The organism is Nocardiopsis sp. CNZ308 (genome assembly GCF_004217075.1).
In genome coordinates, this window is the sequence record NZ_SHKJ01000001.1 from 2,232,922 (window position 1) to 2,250,243 (window position 17,322).

The 17,322-nt window shown below is 72.8% G+C and carries 16 protein-coding genes; 8 read left to right on the forward strand and 8 right to left on the reverse strand.

What is annotated here, in order from left to right; all coding sequences use genetic code 11:
• Window positions 1–70 precede the first annotated feature (70 nt).
• A complete protein-coding gene (locus EV372_RS09630) occupies window positions 71–484 on the reverse strand; it encodes a nuclear transport factor 2 family protein (RefSeq protein ID WP_013155653.1) in 414 nt (137 codons plus the stop codon).
• Between the two features lie 120 nt (window positions 485–604).
• Between EV372_RS09630 and EV372_RS09635 the strand changes: the two genes are divergently transcribed.
• The 3 genes from EV372_RS09635 (at window position 605) to EV372_RS09645 (ending at window position 4,359) form a co-directional block, all read left to right on the forward strand.
• On the forward strand, window positions 605–1,309 hold the full coding sequence (locus EV372_RS09635) for an IclR family transcriptional regulator (RefSeq protein ID WP_130395734.1): 705 nt from the start codon (window positions 605–607) through the stop codon (window positions 1,307–1,309).
• Window positions 1,310–1,510: 201 nt separating this feature from the next.
• Window positions 1,511–3,889 carry a nitrate reductase gene (locus EV372_RS09640; protein ID WP_197044498.1) on the forward strand — a complete coding sequence of 793 codons (2,379 nt, stop codon included), beginning with the start codon at window positions 1,511–1,513 and terminating at the stop codon, window positions 3,887–3,889.
• Window positions 3,886–4,359 carry a hypothetical protein gene (locus tag EV372_RS09645; protein ID WP_130395736.1) on the forward strand — a complete coding sequence of 158 codons (474 nt, stop codon included), beginning with the start codon at window positions 3,886–3,888 and terminating at the stop codon, window positions 4,357–4,359. Before EV372_RS09640 ends, EV372_RS09645 begins: the two co-directional genes overlap by 4 nt.
• A 77-nt stretch (window positions 4,360–4,436) precedes the next feature.
• Here EV372_RS09645 and EV372_RS09650 read toward each other — a convergent pair whose 3' ends face one another.
• Complete coding sequence (locus EV372_RS09650; protein WP_130395737.1) at window positions 4,437–5,693, reverse strand: FAD-dependent oxidoreductase; 1,257 nt, start codon at window positions 5,691–5,693, stop codon at window positions 4,437–4,439.
• 462 nt (window positions 5,694–6,155) lie between these two features.
• Here EV372_RS09650 and EV372_RS09655 point away from each other — a divergent pair, with 462 nt between their 5' ends.
• On the forward strand, window positions 6,156–7,745 hold the full coding sequence (locus EV372_RS09655; protein WP_130395738.1) for an FAD-binding oxidoreductase: 1,590 nt from the start codon (window positions 6,156–6,158) through the stop codon (window positions 7,743–7,745).
• A gap of 216 nt (window positions 7,746–7,961) precedes the next feature.
• Here EV372_RS09655 and EV372_RS09660 read toward each other — a convergent pair whose 3' ends face one another.
• The 4 genes from EV372_RS09660 to EV372_RS09675 all read right to left on the reverse strand — a co-directional run bounded on the left by EV372_RS09660 (window position 7,962) and on the right by EV372_RS09675 (window position 10,590).
• Entirely contained in the window at window positions 7,962–8,579 is a 618-nt protein-coding gene (locus EV372_RS09660; RefSeq protein WP_130395739.1) for an adhesin family cell surface protein, read from the reverse strand.
• Window positions 8,570–9,160, reverse strand: coding sequence for a L,D-transpeptidase family protein (locus tag EV372_RS09665; protein WP_486484121.1), 591 nt, complete (start codon window positions 9,158–9,160; stop codon window positions 8,570–8,572). The genes EV372_RS09660 and EV372_RS09665 overlap by 10 nt, the downstream gene beginning before the upstream one ends.
• A 231-nt stretch (window positions 9,161–9,391) precedes the next feature.
• Window positions 9,392–9,784 carry a hypothetical protein gene (locus EV372_RS09670; RefSeq protein ID WP_130395740.1) on the reverse strand — a complete coding sequence of 131 codons (393 nt, stop codon included), beginning with the start codon at window positions 9,782–9,784 and terminating at the stop codon, window positions 9,392–9,394.
• A gap of 68 nt (window positions 9,785–9,852) precedes the next feature.
• On the reverse strand, window positions 9,853–10,590 hold the full coding sequence (locus EV372_RS09675) for a L,D-transpeptidase (RefSeq protein WP_130395741.1): 738 nt from the start codon (window positions 10,588–10,590) through the stop codon (window positions 9,853–9,855).
• A gap of 234 nt (window positions 10,591–10,824) precedes the next feature.
• On the opposite strand from EV372_RS09675, the gene EV372_RS09680 reads away from it, so the two are divergent.
• The 4 genes from EV372_RS09680 (at window position 10,825) to EV372_RS09695 (ending at window position 15,190) form a co-directional block, all read left to right on the forward strand.
• Window positions 10,825–11,529: a response regulator transcription factor gene (locus EV372_RS09680; RefSeq protein ID WP_130395742.1), complete on the forward strand. Its 705-nt coding sequence runs from the start codon at window positions 10,825–10,827 to the stop codon at window positions 11,527–11,529.
• Window positions 11,513–13,708, forward strand: a complete 2,196-nt coding sequence (locus tag EV372_RS09685) for an ATP-binding protein (RefSeq protein ID WP_130395743.1) — start codon at window positions 11,513–11,515, stop codon at window positions 13,706–13,708. The genes EV372_RS09680 and EV372_RS09685 overlap by 17 nt, the downstream gene beginning before the upstream one ends.
• Window positions 13,709–13,907: 199 nt before the next feature.
• The gene (locus EV372_RS09690; RefSeq protein WP_130395744.1) at window positions 13,908–14,582 is read left to right on the forward strand and encodes a hypothetical protein; all 675 of its coding nucleotides are present in this window, start codon (window positions 13,908–13,910) and stop codon (window positions 14,580–14,582) included.
• Entirely contained in the window at window positions 14,579–15,190 is a 612-nt protein-coding gene (locus EV372_RS09695) for a sensor domain-containing protein (RefSeq protein ID WP_130395745.1), read from the forward strand. Before EV372_RS09690 ends, EV372_RS09695 begins: the two co-directional genes overlap by 4 nt.
• Window positions 15,191–15,194: 4 nt before the next feature.
• On the opposite strand, the gene EV372_RS09700 is transcribed toward EV372_RS09695, so the two are convergent.
• On the reverse strand, window positions 15,195–16,025 hold the full coding sequence (locus tag EV372_RS09700; protein ID WP_130395746.1) for an ABC transporter permease: 831 nt from the start codon (window positions 16,023–16,025) through the stop codon (window positions 15,195–15,197).
• Window positions 16,022–17,185, reverse strand: coding sequence for an ATP-binding cassette domain-containing protein (locus tag EV372_RS09705; RefSeq protein WP_130395747.1), 1,164 nt, complete (start codon window positions 17,183–17,185; stop codon window positions 16,022–16,024). The genes EV372_RS09700 and EV372_RS09705 overlap by 4 nt, the downstream gene beginning before the upstream one ends.
• Window positions 17,186–17,322: the final 137 nt, after the last annotated feature.

The following is a 17,322-nucleotide window of genomic DNA, read 5'->3' on the forward strand; positions in this document are numbered from 1 at the left end:
GGGTCTGGTGGGTCCGGGTGCGGTGGAGCCGGTCGTGGCGCGACCGGGTCCGCTCGGGCTCGGCCGGGGTTCAGGCGGTGTCGTCGCGCCGGACGTCCCGGCGCGCGATGCGCCAGTCCTGCCCGTCGCGGACCAGCCGGTCGCTGACGGTGGTGAACCTCAGGATTGCGGTGTCGCCCGTCACACGGGTGCCTATGACCTGAAGATAGGCGCTGACCTGCGCTTGTGTGGTGTCCGCGGACTCCACGAAGAGGTTGGTGACCACGTGGCGGCGCACCTCGCCCGCCTCCCGGGCCGCGTGCGCGAAGTCCTCGGCGAAGGCCCGCAGGCGGTCGCGCCCCACGACCGGCGCGGGATAGGTCGGCGAGTGGAACTCGCCGTCGGGGGTGAAGGTCCGGGCCCAGGCGTCGGCGTGGCCGCCGTCGATCAGGTGGGACTGGCGCGCGTAGAGCTGGTGGATGCCGGTGACCAGCGAACCGTCCATGACCTTCCCCCCATGTGTGCGATAATCGCACTAGGTGTGCAATTAAGGCTTAACGTATGTGTCACACGTCACCTGCGTCAAGAGGCGGGAGGTGTATCTTCGCGGTGCGAGAGGAGCCAGATGCCCGAGACACCGGCCGACAGGCCCAACACCCGCACGTCCAAGACCCTGCACAACGGGATCCAGGTGTTGGAGCTGCTCAGCCGCAGTCCGCACGGACTGTCGCTCACCGAGATCGCCGAGGGGGTGGGCGTGCACCGCACGGTCGCCCACCGGCTGGTGCGCACGCTGGAGGAGCACCGGCTGTGCAAACGCGGTCCCTTCAAGCGCATCACCCTGGGGCCGGGGCTGGTCGCGCTGGCCGAGTCGGTGGAGGCGGACCTGCGCCAGGTCGCCGGTCCGGTCCTGGCCGAGCTGGCCGAGTCGCAGGGGGCCACCGCGCACCTGGTCGTCCCCGAGGGTGAGAGCGAGGCGCGCGCCCTGATGGTGGTGGAACCGCGCCGGGCCACGGCCCACATCGCCTTCCGGACCGGGCGGGTCGATCCCATCGACAAGGGGTCGGCCGGGCTGGCGCTGCTCGCGGCCATGCCGCCCCGGCCCGGGGAGCGCGAGGAGGTCGCCCTGGCCCGTGAGCGGGGCTACGCCGTCTCCCACGCCGAGGTGACCAACGCGGTGACCGGGGTGTCGGCGGCGGTGGTCGGGAGGAGTTCCGATCCGGTGGCCAGCGTCGGCGTCTCGCTCCTGGAGCTGGACGACCCCGCCCCCTTCGGCGCCGCCGTGCGGGAGGCGGCCGGCCGGATCGCCGGGATGGTGCACCTGCCCTGAGCCGGGGCCGGGTGCGATCGGCCCGACCCCGCCGGGGCGGCGCCGGATCCCGTGCCGTTTACGCGTTTGCCCCCCGGGTAGCGGCGTTCACGCGTTTCGGCCGCACGGGAAGGGGTGGTGTCGGTGCCGTCCAGGGACAGGATCGCCGAACCATGGGGGTCGCGCACCCCGTACGGGCCCGGCCAGCAATGGCCGACCAGAGTGGACAGCCACCTGGCCGAGGGGGTGGACCCCGACCAGGTGGACCGCTGGGTGCGGTCCGCGTCGATCCTGCACTCCAACGGCGACGCGCTCGACATCGCGGTCAAGGACGACCGGATCGTGGGGGTGCGGGGCCGCGGGGGCGACCGGGTCAACCACGGGCGCCTGGGCCCCAAGGACCTCTACGGGTGGCAGGCCAACCACTCACCCGACCGGCTCACCCGGCCCCTGGTGCGCCGGGACGGCGAGCTGGTCGAGACCGACTGGGACACCGCGATGGACCTGGTCGTGCGGCGCAGCAGGGAGCTGCTCGACGAGCAGGGCCCCAGCGCGATCGGCTTCTACACCAGCGGACAGCTCTTCCTGGAGGAGTACTACACGCTCGCCGCCATCGGGCACGGCGCCATCGGCACCAACCACATGGACGGCAACACCCGGCTGTGCACGGCCACCGCCGCCGCCGCGCTCAAGGAGTCGTTCGGCTGCGACGGGCAGCCCGGCTCCTACACCGACATCGACCACGCCGACGTCATCGCCCTGTACGGCCACAACATGGCCGAGACCCAGACGGTGCTGTGGACGCGCGTGCTCGACCGGCTGGCCGGACCCAACCCGCCCCGGATCCTGTGCGTCGACCCCCGCCCGACCCCGGTGGCGCGGGAGGCGACGCTGCACCTGGCCCCGCTGCCGGGGACCAACGTCGCGCTGATGAACGGCATCCTGCACGAGATCATCCGGCGGGACATGGTCGACCACGACTACGTCGGGGCCCACACGGTCGGCTACGACTCCCTGGTCGCGGAGGTGGAGGGGTACCCGCCCGAGCGCGCGGCCGAGATCTGCGGGGTCCCCGCGGAGCGGATCCGCGAGGCCGCCTCGCTCCTGGGCGGCGCCGAGCGGCTGTTGTCGACCGTGCTCCAGGGCTTCTACCAGTCGCACCAGGCGACCGCCGCGTCCGTGCAGGTCAACAACATCCACCTGATCCGCGGCATGCTCGGCAGGCCGGGCGCGGGCGTCCTCCAGATGAACGGGCAGCCCACGGCGGAGAACACGCGCGAGTGCGGCGCCGACGGCGACCTCACGGGCTTTCGCAACTGGAGCAACGACGAGCACATCAGCGACCTCGCCGCGGTGTGGAACCTCGATCCCATGCGGATCCCGCACTACGCGCCGCCCACGCACGCGATGCAGATCATGCGGTACGCCGAGAAGGGGTCGATCAGGTTCCTGTGGGTCAGCGCCACCAACCCGGCGGTGTCGCTGCCCGAGCTGGCGCGGATCCGCTCGCTGCTCGCCCGGGAGGGGCTGTTCCTGGTGGTGCAGGACATCTTCCTGACCGAGACGGCCGAACTCGCCGACGTGGTGCTGCCCGCCGCGACCTGGGGCGAGAAGACGGGCACGTTCACCAACACCGACCGCACCGTCCACCTGTCCGACAAGGCCGTCGATCCGCCCGGCGAGGCCCGGCCGGACCTGGACATCTTCCTGGACTACGCCCGGCGGATGGACTTCCGCGACAACGACGGCGCACCGTTCCCCCGGTGGCACGACCCCGAGTCGGCCTTCGAGGCGTGGAAGGAGGCCACCGCCGGACGGCCGTGCGACTACACCGGCCTCACCTACGGCAGGCTGCGCGGCGGCAGCGGCGTGCAGTGGCCCTGCAACGACCAGAACCCGGACGGCACCGAGCGCCTGTACGCCGACGGCCGGTTCTGGGCGGCGCCCGACCAGTGCGAGAGCTACGGCCGCGACCTGGTCACCGGGGCGCCGCTGGAGCCGGCCGAGTACAAGGCGATGAACCCCGAGGGCCGGGCGATCATCAAGGCCGCCGAGTACCTGCCGCCGCACGAGGAGCCGAGCGTGGAGTACCCCTTCGCGCTCATCACCGGCCGCACGCTCTACCACTTCCACACGCGCACCAAGACCGGGCGCTCACCGCAGCTGCGACGGGCGGCCCCCGAGGTCTGGGTGGAGGTCTCGCCCTCCGACGCCCGGGAGGCCGGGATCTGCGAGGGCGACCCCGTCGAGGTGACCTCGCCGCGCGGGGTGGTCCGGGCGCGGGCGCGGATCAGCGGCATCCGCCCCGGGGTGCTGTTCGTCCCGTTCCACTACGGCTACTGGGACAGGCACGCCGACGGCGACTCCCCCGACCGGGACCGTGCGGCCAACGAGACGACCGTCACCGACTGGGACCCGGTGTCCAAACAGCCCCTGTTCAAGACCTCGGCGGCCCGGCTGCGTCCCCTCGGCCCCGGGGACGGCACACCGGCGCCCGCGCCGACGACGACCGCCTCCCGACCGGTCGGCGACGGGGTGCCCGAGACCGTGGGCGGCCCCGACGCCGCCTCCGGGGAACACGTCACCGGAGGTGGGCGATGAGGATCACCGTGGCCCTGCGCGAACTGCACGACGCCGAGAGCGCCCTGGCCGGAGAGCTGCTCAGGATCGCCGACCGGCACGAGAAGGAGCAGGAGATCCACCACGTGGCCCGGGACCTGGTCCGCTGGTCGCGCGACCACGTGCGCGAGATCGCCGAGGCCGCCACCCGCTACGGCCTGGACCTCGGGGAGCCGGAACCGGAGAACCCGGATCCGCCCACCGAGGAGGCGGGCGAGCTGCCGGGGGACGACTCCGATCCGGACCTGATGCTCCTGGCGGACCTGCGCCGGCTGTACCGCATGGCGGCGGGCGTGTCCCTGGACTGGGACCTGCTCGGGCAGGGCGCGCAGGTGACCGCGGACGCCGAGCTGCTGGCGCTCACCAAGCGGTGCCACCCGCGGTCGCTGCGGCAGATGAGCTGGGCCGACGCGATGCTCAAGACGGTCTCACCGCAGATCCTGGCCACCTGAAGGGCGCGGATCCGTTCCGCGTGCCCGTCACGGCCGGGGCGTTCCCCAACGACCCGTGCGCCGCTCCGCCGCCGGGCTCACCGCCCGGCGAAATCGGCCAGGACCGCGGCGGCGGCCCGCCCCCCGCTGACCAGCGCGCCCTGGAGCGAGGGCGTGTCGCGGTGGTCGCCCGCGACGTAGAGCCCCTCCTCCAGGCGGACCGGACGGCGCAGGTCGCCCAGGGGCGGCGGCGCGGCGGGCAGGGCGTCGGGCACGTGCACCGTCTCCAGGTGTTCCCAGTCCCCGTCTCGTGTGCCCAGGATCCCGGCGGCCTCCGCCCGCACCTCCGCCTCCGGGGGCTGGTGGGGTCCCACCGTGGAGGAGGCGATCAGCGCCCGGCCGGGCGGGGCGTAGGACGGGGCGGTGGCCGTCAGCACCATGACGCTGCTCAGCCTGGTCCCGCTGCGCCGGGAGCGCCCGTCCACGTGCAGGAGCGGATCGTCGTCGGGTCCGGCGGGACGGGAGTGGTAGTAGGTGGTGGCGGGGTTGAGCACCGGCGCGGGCAGCGAGGGCAGGAGCTTGGGCACCGCTCCCGGACCGACCGCGACCACGACGGCGCGGGCGTGGACGGTGCCCTCCTCGGTGCGCACCAGCCCCGGCGCCACCTCGTGCGCGGGCGTACCCAGCAGGAACCGCGCGTTCGCGGCGCGCGCCGCGAGCTGGTCGGAGACGGCCTGCATCCCCGTCTCCGGGACGGCCAGCCGCCCCCGCGCGAAGCTGCGCCAGACCAGGTCGTTGACCCTGCTGGACGTGCTCAGGGACTCGTCGAGGAAGACGCCGGTCAGGAAGGGGCGCACGAGGGTGTTCACGGCCCGTTTGCCCAGGCCGAGGCGGCGCAGCGCGGTGAGGGTGTCGGTCTCGGGCCGGGCCTTGATCCGGTCGGCCGGTTCCAGGGCGTCCGCGGCCACGGCGCGCAGCAGGCGGAGGAGGTCGGAGGGGCGCACGAGCGAGCCGGACAGCAGGGACAGCGACGACAGCGCCCCGGAGGGCGACGGGTGCAGCCGCAGCAGCCCCCGGTCGGTGCGCACGGCCATCCCCTTGGGGAAGGACCGCAGGCGCAGGGCGTCCAGGTCCAGGCGGCGGCGCACGGCCGGGTAGGCGGTGTTGAGGATCTGGAAGCCCCGGTCGAGCACGTAGCCGTCCCGCACGTCGCTGCGGACGCGTCCGCCCACGGACTCCCCGGCCTCCACGACGGTCACGTCGAGCCCGGCGGCGGCGAGGTCGGCGGCGGCGACCAGTCCGGCCATGCCCGCACCCACGACCACGGCGTCGCAGCGCTGCGGCAGATCAGTCATGGCGTCAGAGTAGGCCAGCCGCCCGCGTCCGGCCCGGACGCGGACCGGCGAGCCGCGGGCGGACCCGGCGGGGCCCGTTCCCGGTCGCCCGTGGGGTTCCAGAGGAGCTGAAGCGGTGCCAGGAGGCCAGAGGAACTCCAAAGAACCGCAGGGACGCCAGGAGCCGGAGGGCTCCCAGAAGTCCGGAGGGCGACAGGAGGCCAGAGGGCGACAGGAGGACGGAGGAGTTCCAGGAGGGCTCAAGGGTTCCGGGGACTCGGATGCCGCAGGGGGGCTTCCTCCGGCTCCGCCCCTGTTCGGAGGGCGCGTGTGCACGAAAAGCCTTTTCGGCGACCGACCCCTACCCCTTACGGGCCGCCATCACCGTCCGTAACCACGCAGGGCGCATCGGTCGCTTTTCGCGTCCGATCACGCCGGGTAACCCCATGGCGTCTCGTTGTCCTCGCAGCTCAGGCGGCTCACATGTCCCACAGCCACGGTATTCCTCCGTTGACCACCGTCAAGCCCTCCGACAAGCGCTACCCAGCCCTCGACCGGGGGTTCAACCAGCGTTGGATCGCCCGTCCCGACTACGTGCGGCTGGTGGCCACGCCCGAGGGCGCCGCCCGTGCCCTGTCCGAGGCGGTCAACCAGACGACCGCGGACCTGGACCGCACACGGATCACCGTGCGCTCGGGCGGCCACTGCTACGAGGACTTCGTCTGCGGCGACGACGTCCGCGTGATCCTGGACGTCAGCCCCATGTGCGGGATCGGCTACGACCCCGAACTGGAGGCGTACTGCGTGGAGGCGGGCGCCACCAACTGGCACGCCTACAGCCACCTGTATCCGCTCAGCGGGAAGGCCCTGCCGGGCGGGTCCTGCTACTCGGTCGGCATGGGCGGGCACATCACCGGGGGCGGCTACGGTCTGCTCTCCCGCCAGTACGGGCTCACCGTGGACTACCTGTACGCGGTGGAGGTGGCGGTGGTGCGGCCCGACCGCTCGGTCGAGCTGGTCGTGGCCACGCGGGACGACCCCGATCCCGACCGCCGCGAGCTGCTGTGGGCGCACACCGGGGGCGGCGGCGGGAACTTCGGGATCGTCACCCGGTTCTGGTTCCGCGACCTGCCCGAACCCCCGTCGAACGTGCTGCTCAGCGGCCTCTCGTGGAAGTGGTCCGACTTCAGCAAGGACGACTTCGCCGCCCTGGTCACGGCGTACGGCGAGTACTTCCGCGACCACCAGGACCCGGACGAGGCGTCCGGCAGGCTCTTCGCGCTGCTCAAGCTCAACCACGTCAGCAACGGGGAGATCGGCCTCGTCGCCCAGGTCGACGCCGACGACCCCGAGGGCGGGCGGGCCATGGAGGAGTTCCTGGACGCCGTCGACGGCCGGATCGCACCGGAGTCCGGACAGATGACGACCCCCATGGGGGAGCACCCCGCGGTCCAGGGCATGCAGACCCCCCGGAAGCTGCCCTGGCTGACGGCCACCCAGGTACTCAACGGCTCCGGCGAGAACCAGTGCGGCAAGTACAAGTCGGCCTACCTGCGCAAACCCTTCAGCCCGGCGCAGATCGAGGCCATGTGGGCCTACCTGGGCAAGGAGCACTACACGGACTACGTCAACAAGGAGGCCCTGATCCAGGTCGACTCCTACGGCGGGGCCGTCAACCAGCCGCCGGTGGACACCGCCGTGCCCCAGCGCGACTCCGTGCTCAAGGTGCAGTACCAGGTCTACTGGAAGCGCACCGAGCCGGAGTCCGACGTGGCCCGGCACATCGCGTGGATCCGCGACACCTACCGCAAGACGTTCGCCTCCACCGGCGGGGTCCCCGTGGTCGGCGACGCCACCGACGGGTGCTACGTCAACTACCCGGACGTCGACCTCGGCGACCCGGCCTGGAACACCTCGCGGGACCGCTGGTCGAAGCTCTACTACAAGGACTCCTACCCCCGGCTCCAGCGGGTGAAGGAGCGGTGGGACCCGCTCAACGTGTTCCGGCACCGGCAGTCGGTCGAACTCCCCGCGTCGGCGGGCGGTGCCGGTCAGGGCTCCGGCTCCTCCTGAACCGGGCCGCCGGTCCTCCGGGGGGGTGGCGAACCAGCGGAACCGGCGGAAACGGCGGCCTCCGACAGCGGCCGGTCGGAGTCCCCGCACGGGGACGACCGCGGCCGGGCACACGACCGTGCGCACGGAGAGGGCCCGCCGCGTGTGCGGCGGGCCCCGCCCCCGCGGTGTCACCCCGTGCGCGCCACGGGGTGACACCGGTCGTGGATCAGCTGGTCAGCCGATGTAGGTCGGGTACGCGGGCGCGGACTCCTCCTCCGGCCGGGCCGGGTCGGGGGTCGCGGTGGGGTAGTCGGGAACCTCGGAGGAGTCCGCCGGGCACTCAGCAGAGTCGGGAATCGCGGTGGGGTAGTCGGGGACCTCGGTCGGGTACTCGGGGTCCTCGGAGGGGTAGCCGGGGACCCCGGTCGGGTAGCCGGGGACCTCAGTGGGGTAGTCGGGAACCTCGGTCGGGTAGCCGGGGACCTCAGTGGGGTAGTCGGGAACCTCGGTCGGGTAGCCGGGGACCTCAGTGGGGTAGTCGGGAACCTCGGTCGGGTAGTCGGGAACCTCGGTGGGGTACCCGGGGACCTCGGTCGGGTAGCCGGGGTCCTCAGTGGGGTAGTCGGGAACCTCGGTGGGGTACCCGGGGATCTCAGTGGGGTAGCCGGGAGTCTCGGAGGGGTCCACCGGGCACTCAGCCGAGTCGGGGGTCTCGAAGGGATACTCGGGAACCGCGGTGGGGTAGTCGGGGGTCGCGGTGGGGTAGACCGCGTCGTCGGCCCAGGCGGGAGAGCCGCCGAACAGGGCGGCGGCCGCGAAACCGGCGACGATCAGGTGGTGCTTCAGACGCATGGCAGTCCTCGTGTGTGATCCGTGTGCACGGGATACCGTCCCGCGCGGCGGTCCGGAGACGGTCGGCTCACGCGGAGATCTCGACCGGGGCGCCCATCGGCGGGTTCTCGGCCATCCAGGCGATGTCCTCGTCGGAGACCCGGACGCACCCGTGGCTGACCTCGCGGCCCAGCGCGTCCTCGTCGTTGGTGCCGCTGGCCGGGCCCGCCCGCGAGCGTCTCCAACGTCTCGGAGAACCCGCTCAGACCGAAGGCGTAGACCCCGTAGGGCCCCTCCGGATCCGGCGGCTGGAGCAGCTCGGGGAAATAGTAATGGCCCTCGGGGATGGGGGTTTCGCCCTTCCCTGTGCCGATCACTCCGGTACGCACCTCCTCGTCCCCGTCGAAGACGGTGAACGCGAAGTCGCCGGTGCCGACCTCCACGCGGTACGCCGTGGTGACCAGCGACACCTCGTCGCGCTCGACCAGGAACGTGCGTTCCACCCCGAAGTCGTTCGGACTCGCGAGGGTGTGCAACATCTCCCCGCCGCCGGGCTCGGCGTGGACGTCGATCCCGTCGCCGACGACCGTCGCGATCTCCACGCCCTCGACGCCGTTGCCCGCGGCGTCGACGGGTGCCTCCTCCGACGCCGGTTCGTCGGCCGGTCGGAGTCCCCGCGCGGGGACGACCGCGACCGGGCACGCAACCCGTGCACGCGCAGGAGGCACAGGGCCGGGGCACACGGAGGGGGCCCGCCGCGTGTGCGGCGGGCCCCGCCCCCGCGGTGTCACCCCGTGCGCGCCACGGGGTGACACCGCTCGTGGATCAGCTGGTCAGCCGGTGTAGTTCGGGTCCGCGGGCATGGGGACGGGGGCCGCGGCCTCCTCGATCTCCCGCTCGCGGTCCCGCTGCTCCTGCTCGGCCACCTCGTCCTCCTCGGCCGGGGCGGGCTCCTCAGCGGGCGGCGTGGACTCCTCCCCCGGCTGGGCCGGGTCATCGCACGGCTCGGCTCCCGCGCCGGACTCCCCGCCCGGAACCCCCTCGCCAGGCGCCCACGCACCGGACTCCTCGGCGGGCGGCGCGGACTCCGAGGAGGGGTCCACCACGCACTCGGCCGGAGCCGGGGCCGCGGAGGGGGCGATCGCGTCGTCGGCCCAGGCGGGAGAGCCGCCGAACAGGGCGGCGGTCGCGAAACCGGCGACGATCAGGTAGTTCTTCAGACGCATGGCAGTCCTCGTGTGTGGGTTCGTGTGCGCGGGATACCGTCCCGCGCGGCGGTCCGGGGCCGGTCAGTTCACGCGGAGATCTCGACCGGGGTGCCGATCGGCAGGTTCTCGGCCATCCAGGTGATGTCCTCGTTGGAGACCCGGACGCACCCGTGGCTGACCTGGCGGCCCAGCGCGTCCTCGTCGTTGGTGCCGTGCACGGCGAGCTGGCCGGGCCCGCCCGCGAACGTCTCCAACGTCTCGGAGAACCCGCTCAGGCCGAAGGCGTAGACCCCGTAGGGCCCCTCCGGGTCCGGCGGCTGGAGCAGCTCGGTGAAGTAGTAGCGGCCCTCGGGTGTGGGGGTCTCGCCCTCCCCCGTGCCGATCACTCCGGTGCGCACCTCCTCATCGCCGTCGAAGACCGTGAACGCGAAGTCGCCGGTGTCGACCTCCACGCGGTACTCCGTGGAGGTCAGCCACACGTCGTCGCTCCTCACCCAGCCCGTGCTGCCGTTCGGTCGAACCGGCAGCAGGACCTGGAGCCACTCGCCCTCGTTGCGCTCGACGAGGAACGCACGCTCCACCCCGAAGTCGTTCGGACTCGCGAGGGTGTGCAGCACCTCCTCGCCGCCGGGCTCGGCGTGGACGTCGATCCCGTCGCCGACGACCGTCGCGATCTCCACGCCCTCGACGCCGTTGCCGGAGGCGTCGACGGGCGCCTCCTCCGACGCCGGTTCGTCGGCCGTGGCGGACGAGCAGGCCGTGAGCGCTGCCAGGGCAACGGTGGCCGCGAGGGACGTCAGAGCCCGGGTGGGTCTTACGGGCATCGTTGGGCGCATGGGATTTCCGTCCGGCTTCGTTCGGGGAGGCGTCCGGCGTGCTCGCGCTCCGGACGACAACGAACACTGGCCGACGAATGTGAAGAACCCGTGTGCCCGTCGTGTGGGACCTGTGTGGTGACCTGCGGCGGCTCCACCGGCCCGCTCCGGCGCCCTCGCGCGCACGCGTACGATCGAGCCGCACCGAGGCCCGACCGGGCCGGAAGCCGATCGGAGGTCACCGTGTGCGCGCATGTGCTGGTCGCCGAGGACGACGTCAACCAGGCCGACCTGATCCGGCGCTACCTGGAGCACGAGGGGCACTTCGTCCGCGTCGTGCACGACGGGCGCGCGGCGGTCGCGGCGCACCACAGGGACCGCCCCGACCTGGTCGTCCTCGACGTGATGATGCCGGTCATGAGCGGGCTCGACGCGTGCCGGGCCCTGCGGGCGGAGTCCGACGTGGCGGTGCTGATGCTCACCGCCCGCTCCACCGAGGAGGACCTGCTCACCGGGCTCGACCTGGGCGCGGACGACTACGTCACCAAGCCCTACAGCCCGCGTGAGCTGATGGCGCGGGTGCGCACGCTGCTGCGCCGCTCGCGCAGGGACCCCGACGACGCGGACCGGGTGCTGCGCGCGGGACCGGTCGCGGTGGACCCGTCGCGCCACGCGGTGCGGGTGGACGGGACCCCGGTCACGTGCACGCCCGCCGAGTTCCAGCTGCTCGCCGCGCTCGCCGCCCAGCCGGGCCGGGTCCTGACGCGCGCCCAGCTGCTGGAGCACATCCACGGCATGAGCCGGTTCATCACCGAGCGCACCATCGACGTGCACGTGAAGAACCTGCGCCGGAAGCTGGAGCCGGATCCGCGCAGGCCGGTACGGCTGGTCACCGTGTACGGCGTGGGCTACAAGCTCGTGGGGAAGACCGATGGCCGGTCGGCGTAGGGGCGCACTGCGGCACAGCCTGCTGGCGCGCCTGCTGGCGAGTTCGGTGCTGGTGGCGGTCTGCTCGATCTTCGCGACGGCGTGGCTGGCGGTGCAGAGGACGTCGGAGTCGCTCACCGTGCAGCAGGGGGAGACCCTGGCCGTGGACACCCGCATCCACGACACGCTCGTCGCCTACGCCGCCGCCCACCCCGGCTGGGACGGCGTGGGCGAAACGGTGGGGCGCCTGTCCGAGGAGACGGGGCGGCGGATCGTCCTGACCACCGAGAACCGCGGGTTGGTCGCGGACTCGGCACAGGAGGCCCGGCCGCTTCCGCCGAGGACGACCTCGGTGGTCGATCCGCTGGCGGTGGACGTCACCCTCGCCTCCGACGTCACCGGGCGCATCGACCCCCGCGCCGTGGGGCCGTTCGCGCTGTCGGAGACGGAGCGGATCCGGGTGGCCGAGGTCGCGGAGAACACGGCCTCCTGCCTGCGCGACCTGCACGGGTTCGCGGTGGAGGTGGAGACCGGGCCCAGCGGACGCCCCGCCGTCACCGTGGCCCAGGCGAACCGGTACGCGTGGCTGGACTGCGGGCTGGAGGCGCTGGAGGAGCCGACCGACGGCGAGCGGGAGGCGCTGGACGAGCTGAACGGCCTGGTCAGGACCTGCCTGGGCGTGGAGGCCGCCGAGGACGCGGAGGCGGAGTACCGGATGGACGGGGCCCTCGGGGTTCCCGTGGCGTTCTCCGTCGGACCCGAGACGGAGCCCGGGGGTTTCGCGGCGGACCCCACGGCCCTCGCGGACGAGGCCCGCGCCCCGCGCGAGCCCTCGGCTCCCGGGGAGGAGACGGTCGCCCCCGGGGATGCGCCGGACGATCCCGGCGGCGGCGCGAACCCCGTGCCCGTGGAACCCTCCGAGGAGGTCCGGAACCCGGTCGGGGGCTCGGGCGCGCCTCCCGCCCGGGACGAACCGGCACCGGCGGAGCAGTCGCCGTGGTCCCCGCAGCCCGCGGAGGAGCAGCCCCCGGGAACGGTTCCCGAGGAGACGGGCGGCTGGGGGTCCGGGGTGCCTCCCGAGCCGCCGCGCTTCGACGCGCGCACCTCCGCGTGTCTGGACTCCGCCCGGCGCGAGCAGCTGGACCCCTACGTGGCCCCGGCGGCGCTGCTGTTCACCGACGACCCCGAGGCGGAGGCGTCGGGCGTCGTGCCGCTGACCGGCGAGGGCCTGGTTCGGGTGTTCGGCGTGGTGCTGCTGGTACTGGTGCTGACGGTGGTGGTGAGCGTGGCGGTGTCCACGCGGCTCGTCCGCCCGGTGCGCGCGCTCACCGACGCGGTGCGGCGGATGCGCGAGGGGCGGGGGGACTCTCGGGTGGAGGTGCGCGACTCCGGCGAGCTGGGCCAGCTGGCGGACGCGTTCAACGAGATGGCCGAGCACCTGGAGCGGTTGGAGAAGCAGCGCCGGGCGATGGTCAGCGACGTCTCGCACGAACTGCGGACGCCGCTGAGCAACCTGCGCGGCTGGCTGGAGGCGGCCCAGGACGGGGTCGCCGACCTGGACCGGGAGCGGATGGGGATGCTGGTCGGCGAGACGCTGCTGCTCCAGGACATCGTCGACGACCTCCAGGACCTGGCGCTGGCGGACGCGGGCAGGCTGCGGCTGTCCCCGGAGCCGGTGGACGCCGGGGCGCTCGTGGAGCAGGTGGTGGACAGCCAGCGGTTGAGGGCCGCCGGGGCCGGGCTGCGGCTGGTGGCGGAGGCCGGGGACGAGGCCGGGGGCGTGGTGGTCGTCGCCGACCGGACCCGGCTGGTGCAGGTGGTCGGGAACCTGCTGGGGAACGCCCTGCGGCACACCCCGGCGCCCGGAACGGTCACCGTCGGGGCGCGCCGTTCGGGCGGGGAGGCGGTCGTCGAGGTGGCCGACACCGGTGTGGGCATCCCGGCGCAGGACCTGCCGCACGTGTTCGACCGGTTCTGGCGGGCGGACAAGTCGCGCAACCGGCGTACGGGAGGGAGCGGGCTGGGGTTGGCCATCGTGCGCAACCTGGTGGAGCTGCACGGAGGGTCGGTGTCGGTGGAGAGCACCGTCGGTGAGGGGACGACGTTCACGGTGCGGCTGCCGCTGGAGGGACCGCGAGGGGTGGAGGGGACGAAGGAACCGGAGTGGCCGGAGGGTTCGGAGTGGCTCTCGGAGGACTGAGGGTGACCGGGCCTCCGGCCGCCGGGACCGGAAGGCGGAGCCCAGCGCGGCAGCCGGTGACGGTGGACCGTACATGGAAACGCGTGCCCGGCCGAAGGCGGCCACGCCGCGCCCGGAATGCCCTGTCTCGTCTAGGATTCGGACAGACGCGGCACCGGCCCGACCGCGCTTCCCCCTGCCCCGGGCCCGTGGAGGATGCGTGCACCAGCCCCCGAACGTCCGTGTCCCGAACGGCGGGGAGGGCTACGCCCGGTCGTACGACCGCCAGGTGACGGCCTTGGCGGTCCTCTTCGGCGTGTTCTTGGGGTCCCAGACCCTCAACGGCGGAGCGATGATCCTCTTCGACGTCTCAGAGGACGTCTCCGGAGTGTTCCGGGGGTGGGGGGAGTTCGCGGCGGTCCTGTCGACTGCGGCCGCGACCGTGGCCCTGTTCGTCCTTCCTCTCTCCCTGGTGCTCCCCCTCCTGTTCAGCCGCATACCGGTGCCGCCGAGGCGGCTTCCTCCGTGGACCACATCCGAACAGGCACGGACCGCGAGGGCGCTGGTGGACGGCGGTGTACTCAGCAACGATCCCTGGACCGACCAGACAGCCCGGGCATGGGCGGACACCCTCATCTTGAACGCGGGGCTCCTGTCCTCCCCGGCCTTGCGGCTGATCCCCGTCGCCTGCGGCGTCCTGATGCTCGCGATGAGTGCCGCCGCTTTCGCGTGGGGAGCCCGGGAAGGCGACCTGAACCAGATGGCGCTCCAGGCCAACAGCTTCGTCTTCTTCGGAGCGATCATGTTTTTGGCCCCCCTCCAGTTCCGACGGTTGGAGAGGGCACGCGGGTTCCGCGCACTCCACGAAACTGCGTACGGAAAGGTAAGCCGGTGAACGAGCAGCGCCCTCCCCTGTTCGTCCGCATCAGGGCCTACGCCCGACGCAACCCGGTCGGCTACGGGGTCGTCAACGGAATCCTCGCCGGAATCCCCTTCGGCACCATCATGGCGGTGACTCTGTGGTCCACCACCCAGATCTCTGACCCGCTCCGGTTCGTGGGGGCCGGGGTAGCCCTCGGTGTGTTCTTCGGCGCGGGCATGGGCGTGTTCACCGTGCTCATGGTGCGGGCGATGCCCGAAGAGCCCCTTCCGCCGGAAACTGACCGGGCCAGGCTGCGTGAAGCCGGGCGGCTGGTCCGCCAGGGAACCCCGGGTGCCGACCCCGTGGTCAACCAGATCGCCCGTCAGCAGGCCGAGACCGTGCTGGGGCAGCCCTACTGGCCCAAGACCATGGCCACCATCTTCGGCCTGGGCCTCGCGCTGAACCTGTGGTCGGTAACGATGAGCACCACCGGGCCCGGGTTCTGGGGCAGCGTCGTGGGCCTTGTGGTGTTCCCCCTCATGCTGTTCGTGGCGATGCCGCTCACCGCACGCCAACGCAGACGGGCCCGGGCCTTCCTCACCGCGTTGGAGGAGGACCCGGGCCCGCGCCCCGACGCCTGAGCCCTCAGCGGCCGAGCGCCCGGAACCGCCGCACGCACAGCGGGAAGAAGACCGCCGTGAGCACCAGCGGCCAGACCACCGCCATGAGCACCGCGTTCTGCGCGATCCAGCTCTCCCCGCCCCACCCCGGGTTGCCGAACAGCTCCCGGGTGGCGGCGACCGTGGACGACAGCGGGTTCCAGTCCGCGAACGCGCCCAGCCACACCGGCATGGACGCCGTCGCCACGAAGGCGTTGGACAGGAAGCCCAGCGGGAACTCCAGCATGTGCACGGCCCCGAGGGCGCCCTCGCCCCGCACGGCCAGGCCCACGTAGACGCCCACCCACACCAGCGAGAAGCGCAGCAGCAGGAGCAGCCCGATCCCGGCGGCGGCCTCACCGATGCCGCCGTTCCACTGCCACCCCACCAGCAGGCCGCACAGGACCAGCAGGACCAGGGTGATCGCCGACCGGAGCATGTCCGCCGCGCACCGGCCCACCACGACGGCCGAGGGCGCCATGGGCATGGAGCGGAACCGGTCGGTGACCCCGCGCGCGGCGTCCTGGGACACGGCGGTGACCGTCTCGCCCACCCCGAAGACCATCGCCATGGCGAACATGCCGGGCATCAGGAACTCCCGGTAGTCCCCGCCGCCGGGCACGGTCATCGCCCCGCCGAACAGGAACCCGAACATCAGCACCATGACCACGGGGAACAGCAGTCCCGCGACGAGCTGACCGGGCTGGCGCAGCCAGTGGACGACGTCGCGCCGGGCTATGGTCCACCCGTCCGCCAGCGCCCAGCGCAGCCGGTCGGCGGGGGCGGGCCCCGTGGCCCGGATCGTGGTGTCGTTCATCGGCTCTCCCCCACTCGGTCGTCGCTGTCCTCGTGCTCTCCGCGCTCGCCGTGGTCCTCGCTGTCACCGCGTTCCCCACGAACGTCGTGGCTGTCGCCGTCACCGTCGTCGCGGTCGCCTCTGTTACTGACGCCACCGCCGTTACCGACTTCACCGGCGCCCTCACGGCCACGGCGGTCCCCGTGGACATCGCGGTCGCCACGGTCTTCACGGTCCTCATGACCGCCGGTCAGGTGCAGGAACACCTCGTCCAGGGTCGGGCGGCGCAGCGCGACGTCCTCCACCTCGATCCCCTCCTCCTCCAGCGCCCTCACCACCTCGGTGAGGGCCGCGACCCGGCTGCGGACGCCGACACCGATCCGACGCGCGTCGGCCTCGACCTCGGGACGCTCTCCGGCCACCCGGCCGATGAGGGCGGCGGCCCGGTCCAGCGCGGCGGCGTCGTGGAGCACCACGTCGAGCCGGTCGCCGCCCAGGCGGGACTTGAGTTCCTCCGGCGTGCCCTCGGCGACGACGCGGCCGGAGTCGACCACCGAGATCCGGTCCGCCAGCTGGTCGGCCTCCTCCAGGTACTGGGTGGTGAGCAGCACCGTGGTGTCGCCCGCCACCAAGGCGCGGACGGCGTTCCACACCTCGTTGCGGCCCCGGGGGTCGAGTCCGACGGTGGGCTCGTCCAGGAACAGCACGGGCGGGGACAGGATCATGCTCGCGGCCAGGTCCAGGCGTCGGCGCATGCCGCCGGAGTAGGCGCTGACCGGCTTGCGTCCGGTGTCGGCCAGGCGGAAGCGTTCCAGCAGCTCGTCGGCCCGCGCGGCGGCGCGCCGGGCGCCCAGGTGGTAGAGGCGGCCGAACATCTCCAGGTTCTGCCGTCCGCTGAGCACCTCGTCCACGGCGGCGTTCTGGCCCACGAGTCCGATGCTCCGGCGGACCGCGTCCCCCTGGGAGGCCACGTCGTACCCGGCGACGCGCGCGGTGCCCTCGTCCGCGCGCAGCAGCGTGGCCAGGACGCGTACGGCGGTGGTCTTGCCAGCGCCGTTGGGGCCGAGCAGCCCGCACACGCTGCCCGCGGGCACGTCCAGGTCGAACCCGCGCAGCGCCCAGCTCTTCCCGTAGCGCTTGCCCAGACCGCGCGCGGTGATCGCGCCTCCGGTCGTGTTCACAGCGTTCCCCTCTCCACGCTTGTCGTACGCCGTACAGTACGGCCTACGATCCGGAGAACACAAGGGATTCGGAGATAATTCCGTACGGCGTACAGAATCTTTTTTTCCGGGGCGGGCACGCGGTGTCGGCTCCGTCG

Bases quoted from the DNA above. Each gene is read 5' to 3' on its own strand.
- EV372_RS09670 (WP_130395740.1), bottom strand. From the start codon at position 9,784: ATGCGTCTGAAGAACTACCTGATCGTCGCCGGTTTCGCGACCGCCGCC.
- EV372_RS09660 (WP_130395739.1), bottom strand. From the start codon at position 8,579: ATGCGTCTGAAGCACCACCTGATCGTCGCCGGTTTCGCGGCCGCCGCC.
- EV372_RS09675 (WP_130395741.1), bottom strand. From the start codon at position 10,590: ATGCCCGTAAGACCCACCCGGGCTCTGACGTCCCTCGCGGCCACCGTT.
- EV372_RS09700 (WP_130395746.1), bottom strand. From the start codon at position 16,025: ATGAACGACACCACGATCCGGGCCACGGGGCCCGCCCCCGCCGACCGG.
- EV372_RS09630 (WP_013155653.1), bottom strand. From the start codon at position 484: ATGGACGGTTCGCTGGTCACCGGCATCCACCAGCTCTACGCGCGCCAG.
- EV372_RS09685 (WP_130395743.1), top strand. From the start codon at position 11,513: ATGGCCGGTCGGCGTAGGGGCGCACTGCGGCACAGCCTGCTGGCGCGC.
- EV372_RS09650 (WP_130395737.1), bottom strand. From the start codon at position 5,693: ATGACTGATCTGCCGCAGCGCTGCGACGCCGTGGTCGTGGGTGCGGGC.
- EV372_RS09635 (WP_130395734.1), top strand. From the start codon at position 605: ATGCCCGAGACACCGGCCGACAGGCCCAACACCCGCACGTCCAAGACC.
- EV372_RS09645 (WP_130395736.1), top strand. From the start codon at position 3,886: ATGAGGATCACCGTGGCCCTGCGCGAACTGCACGACGCCGAGAGCGCC.
- EV372_RS09655 (WP_130395738.1), top strand. From the start codon at position 6,156: ATGTCCCACAGCCACGGTATTCCTCCGTTGACCACCGTCAAGCCCTCC.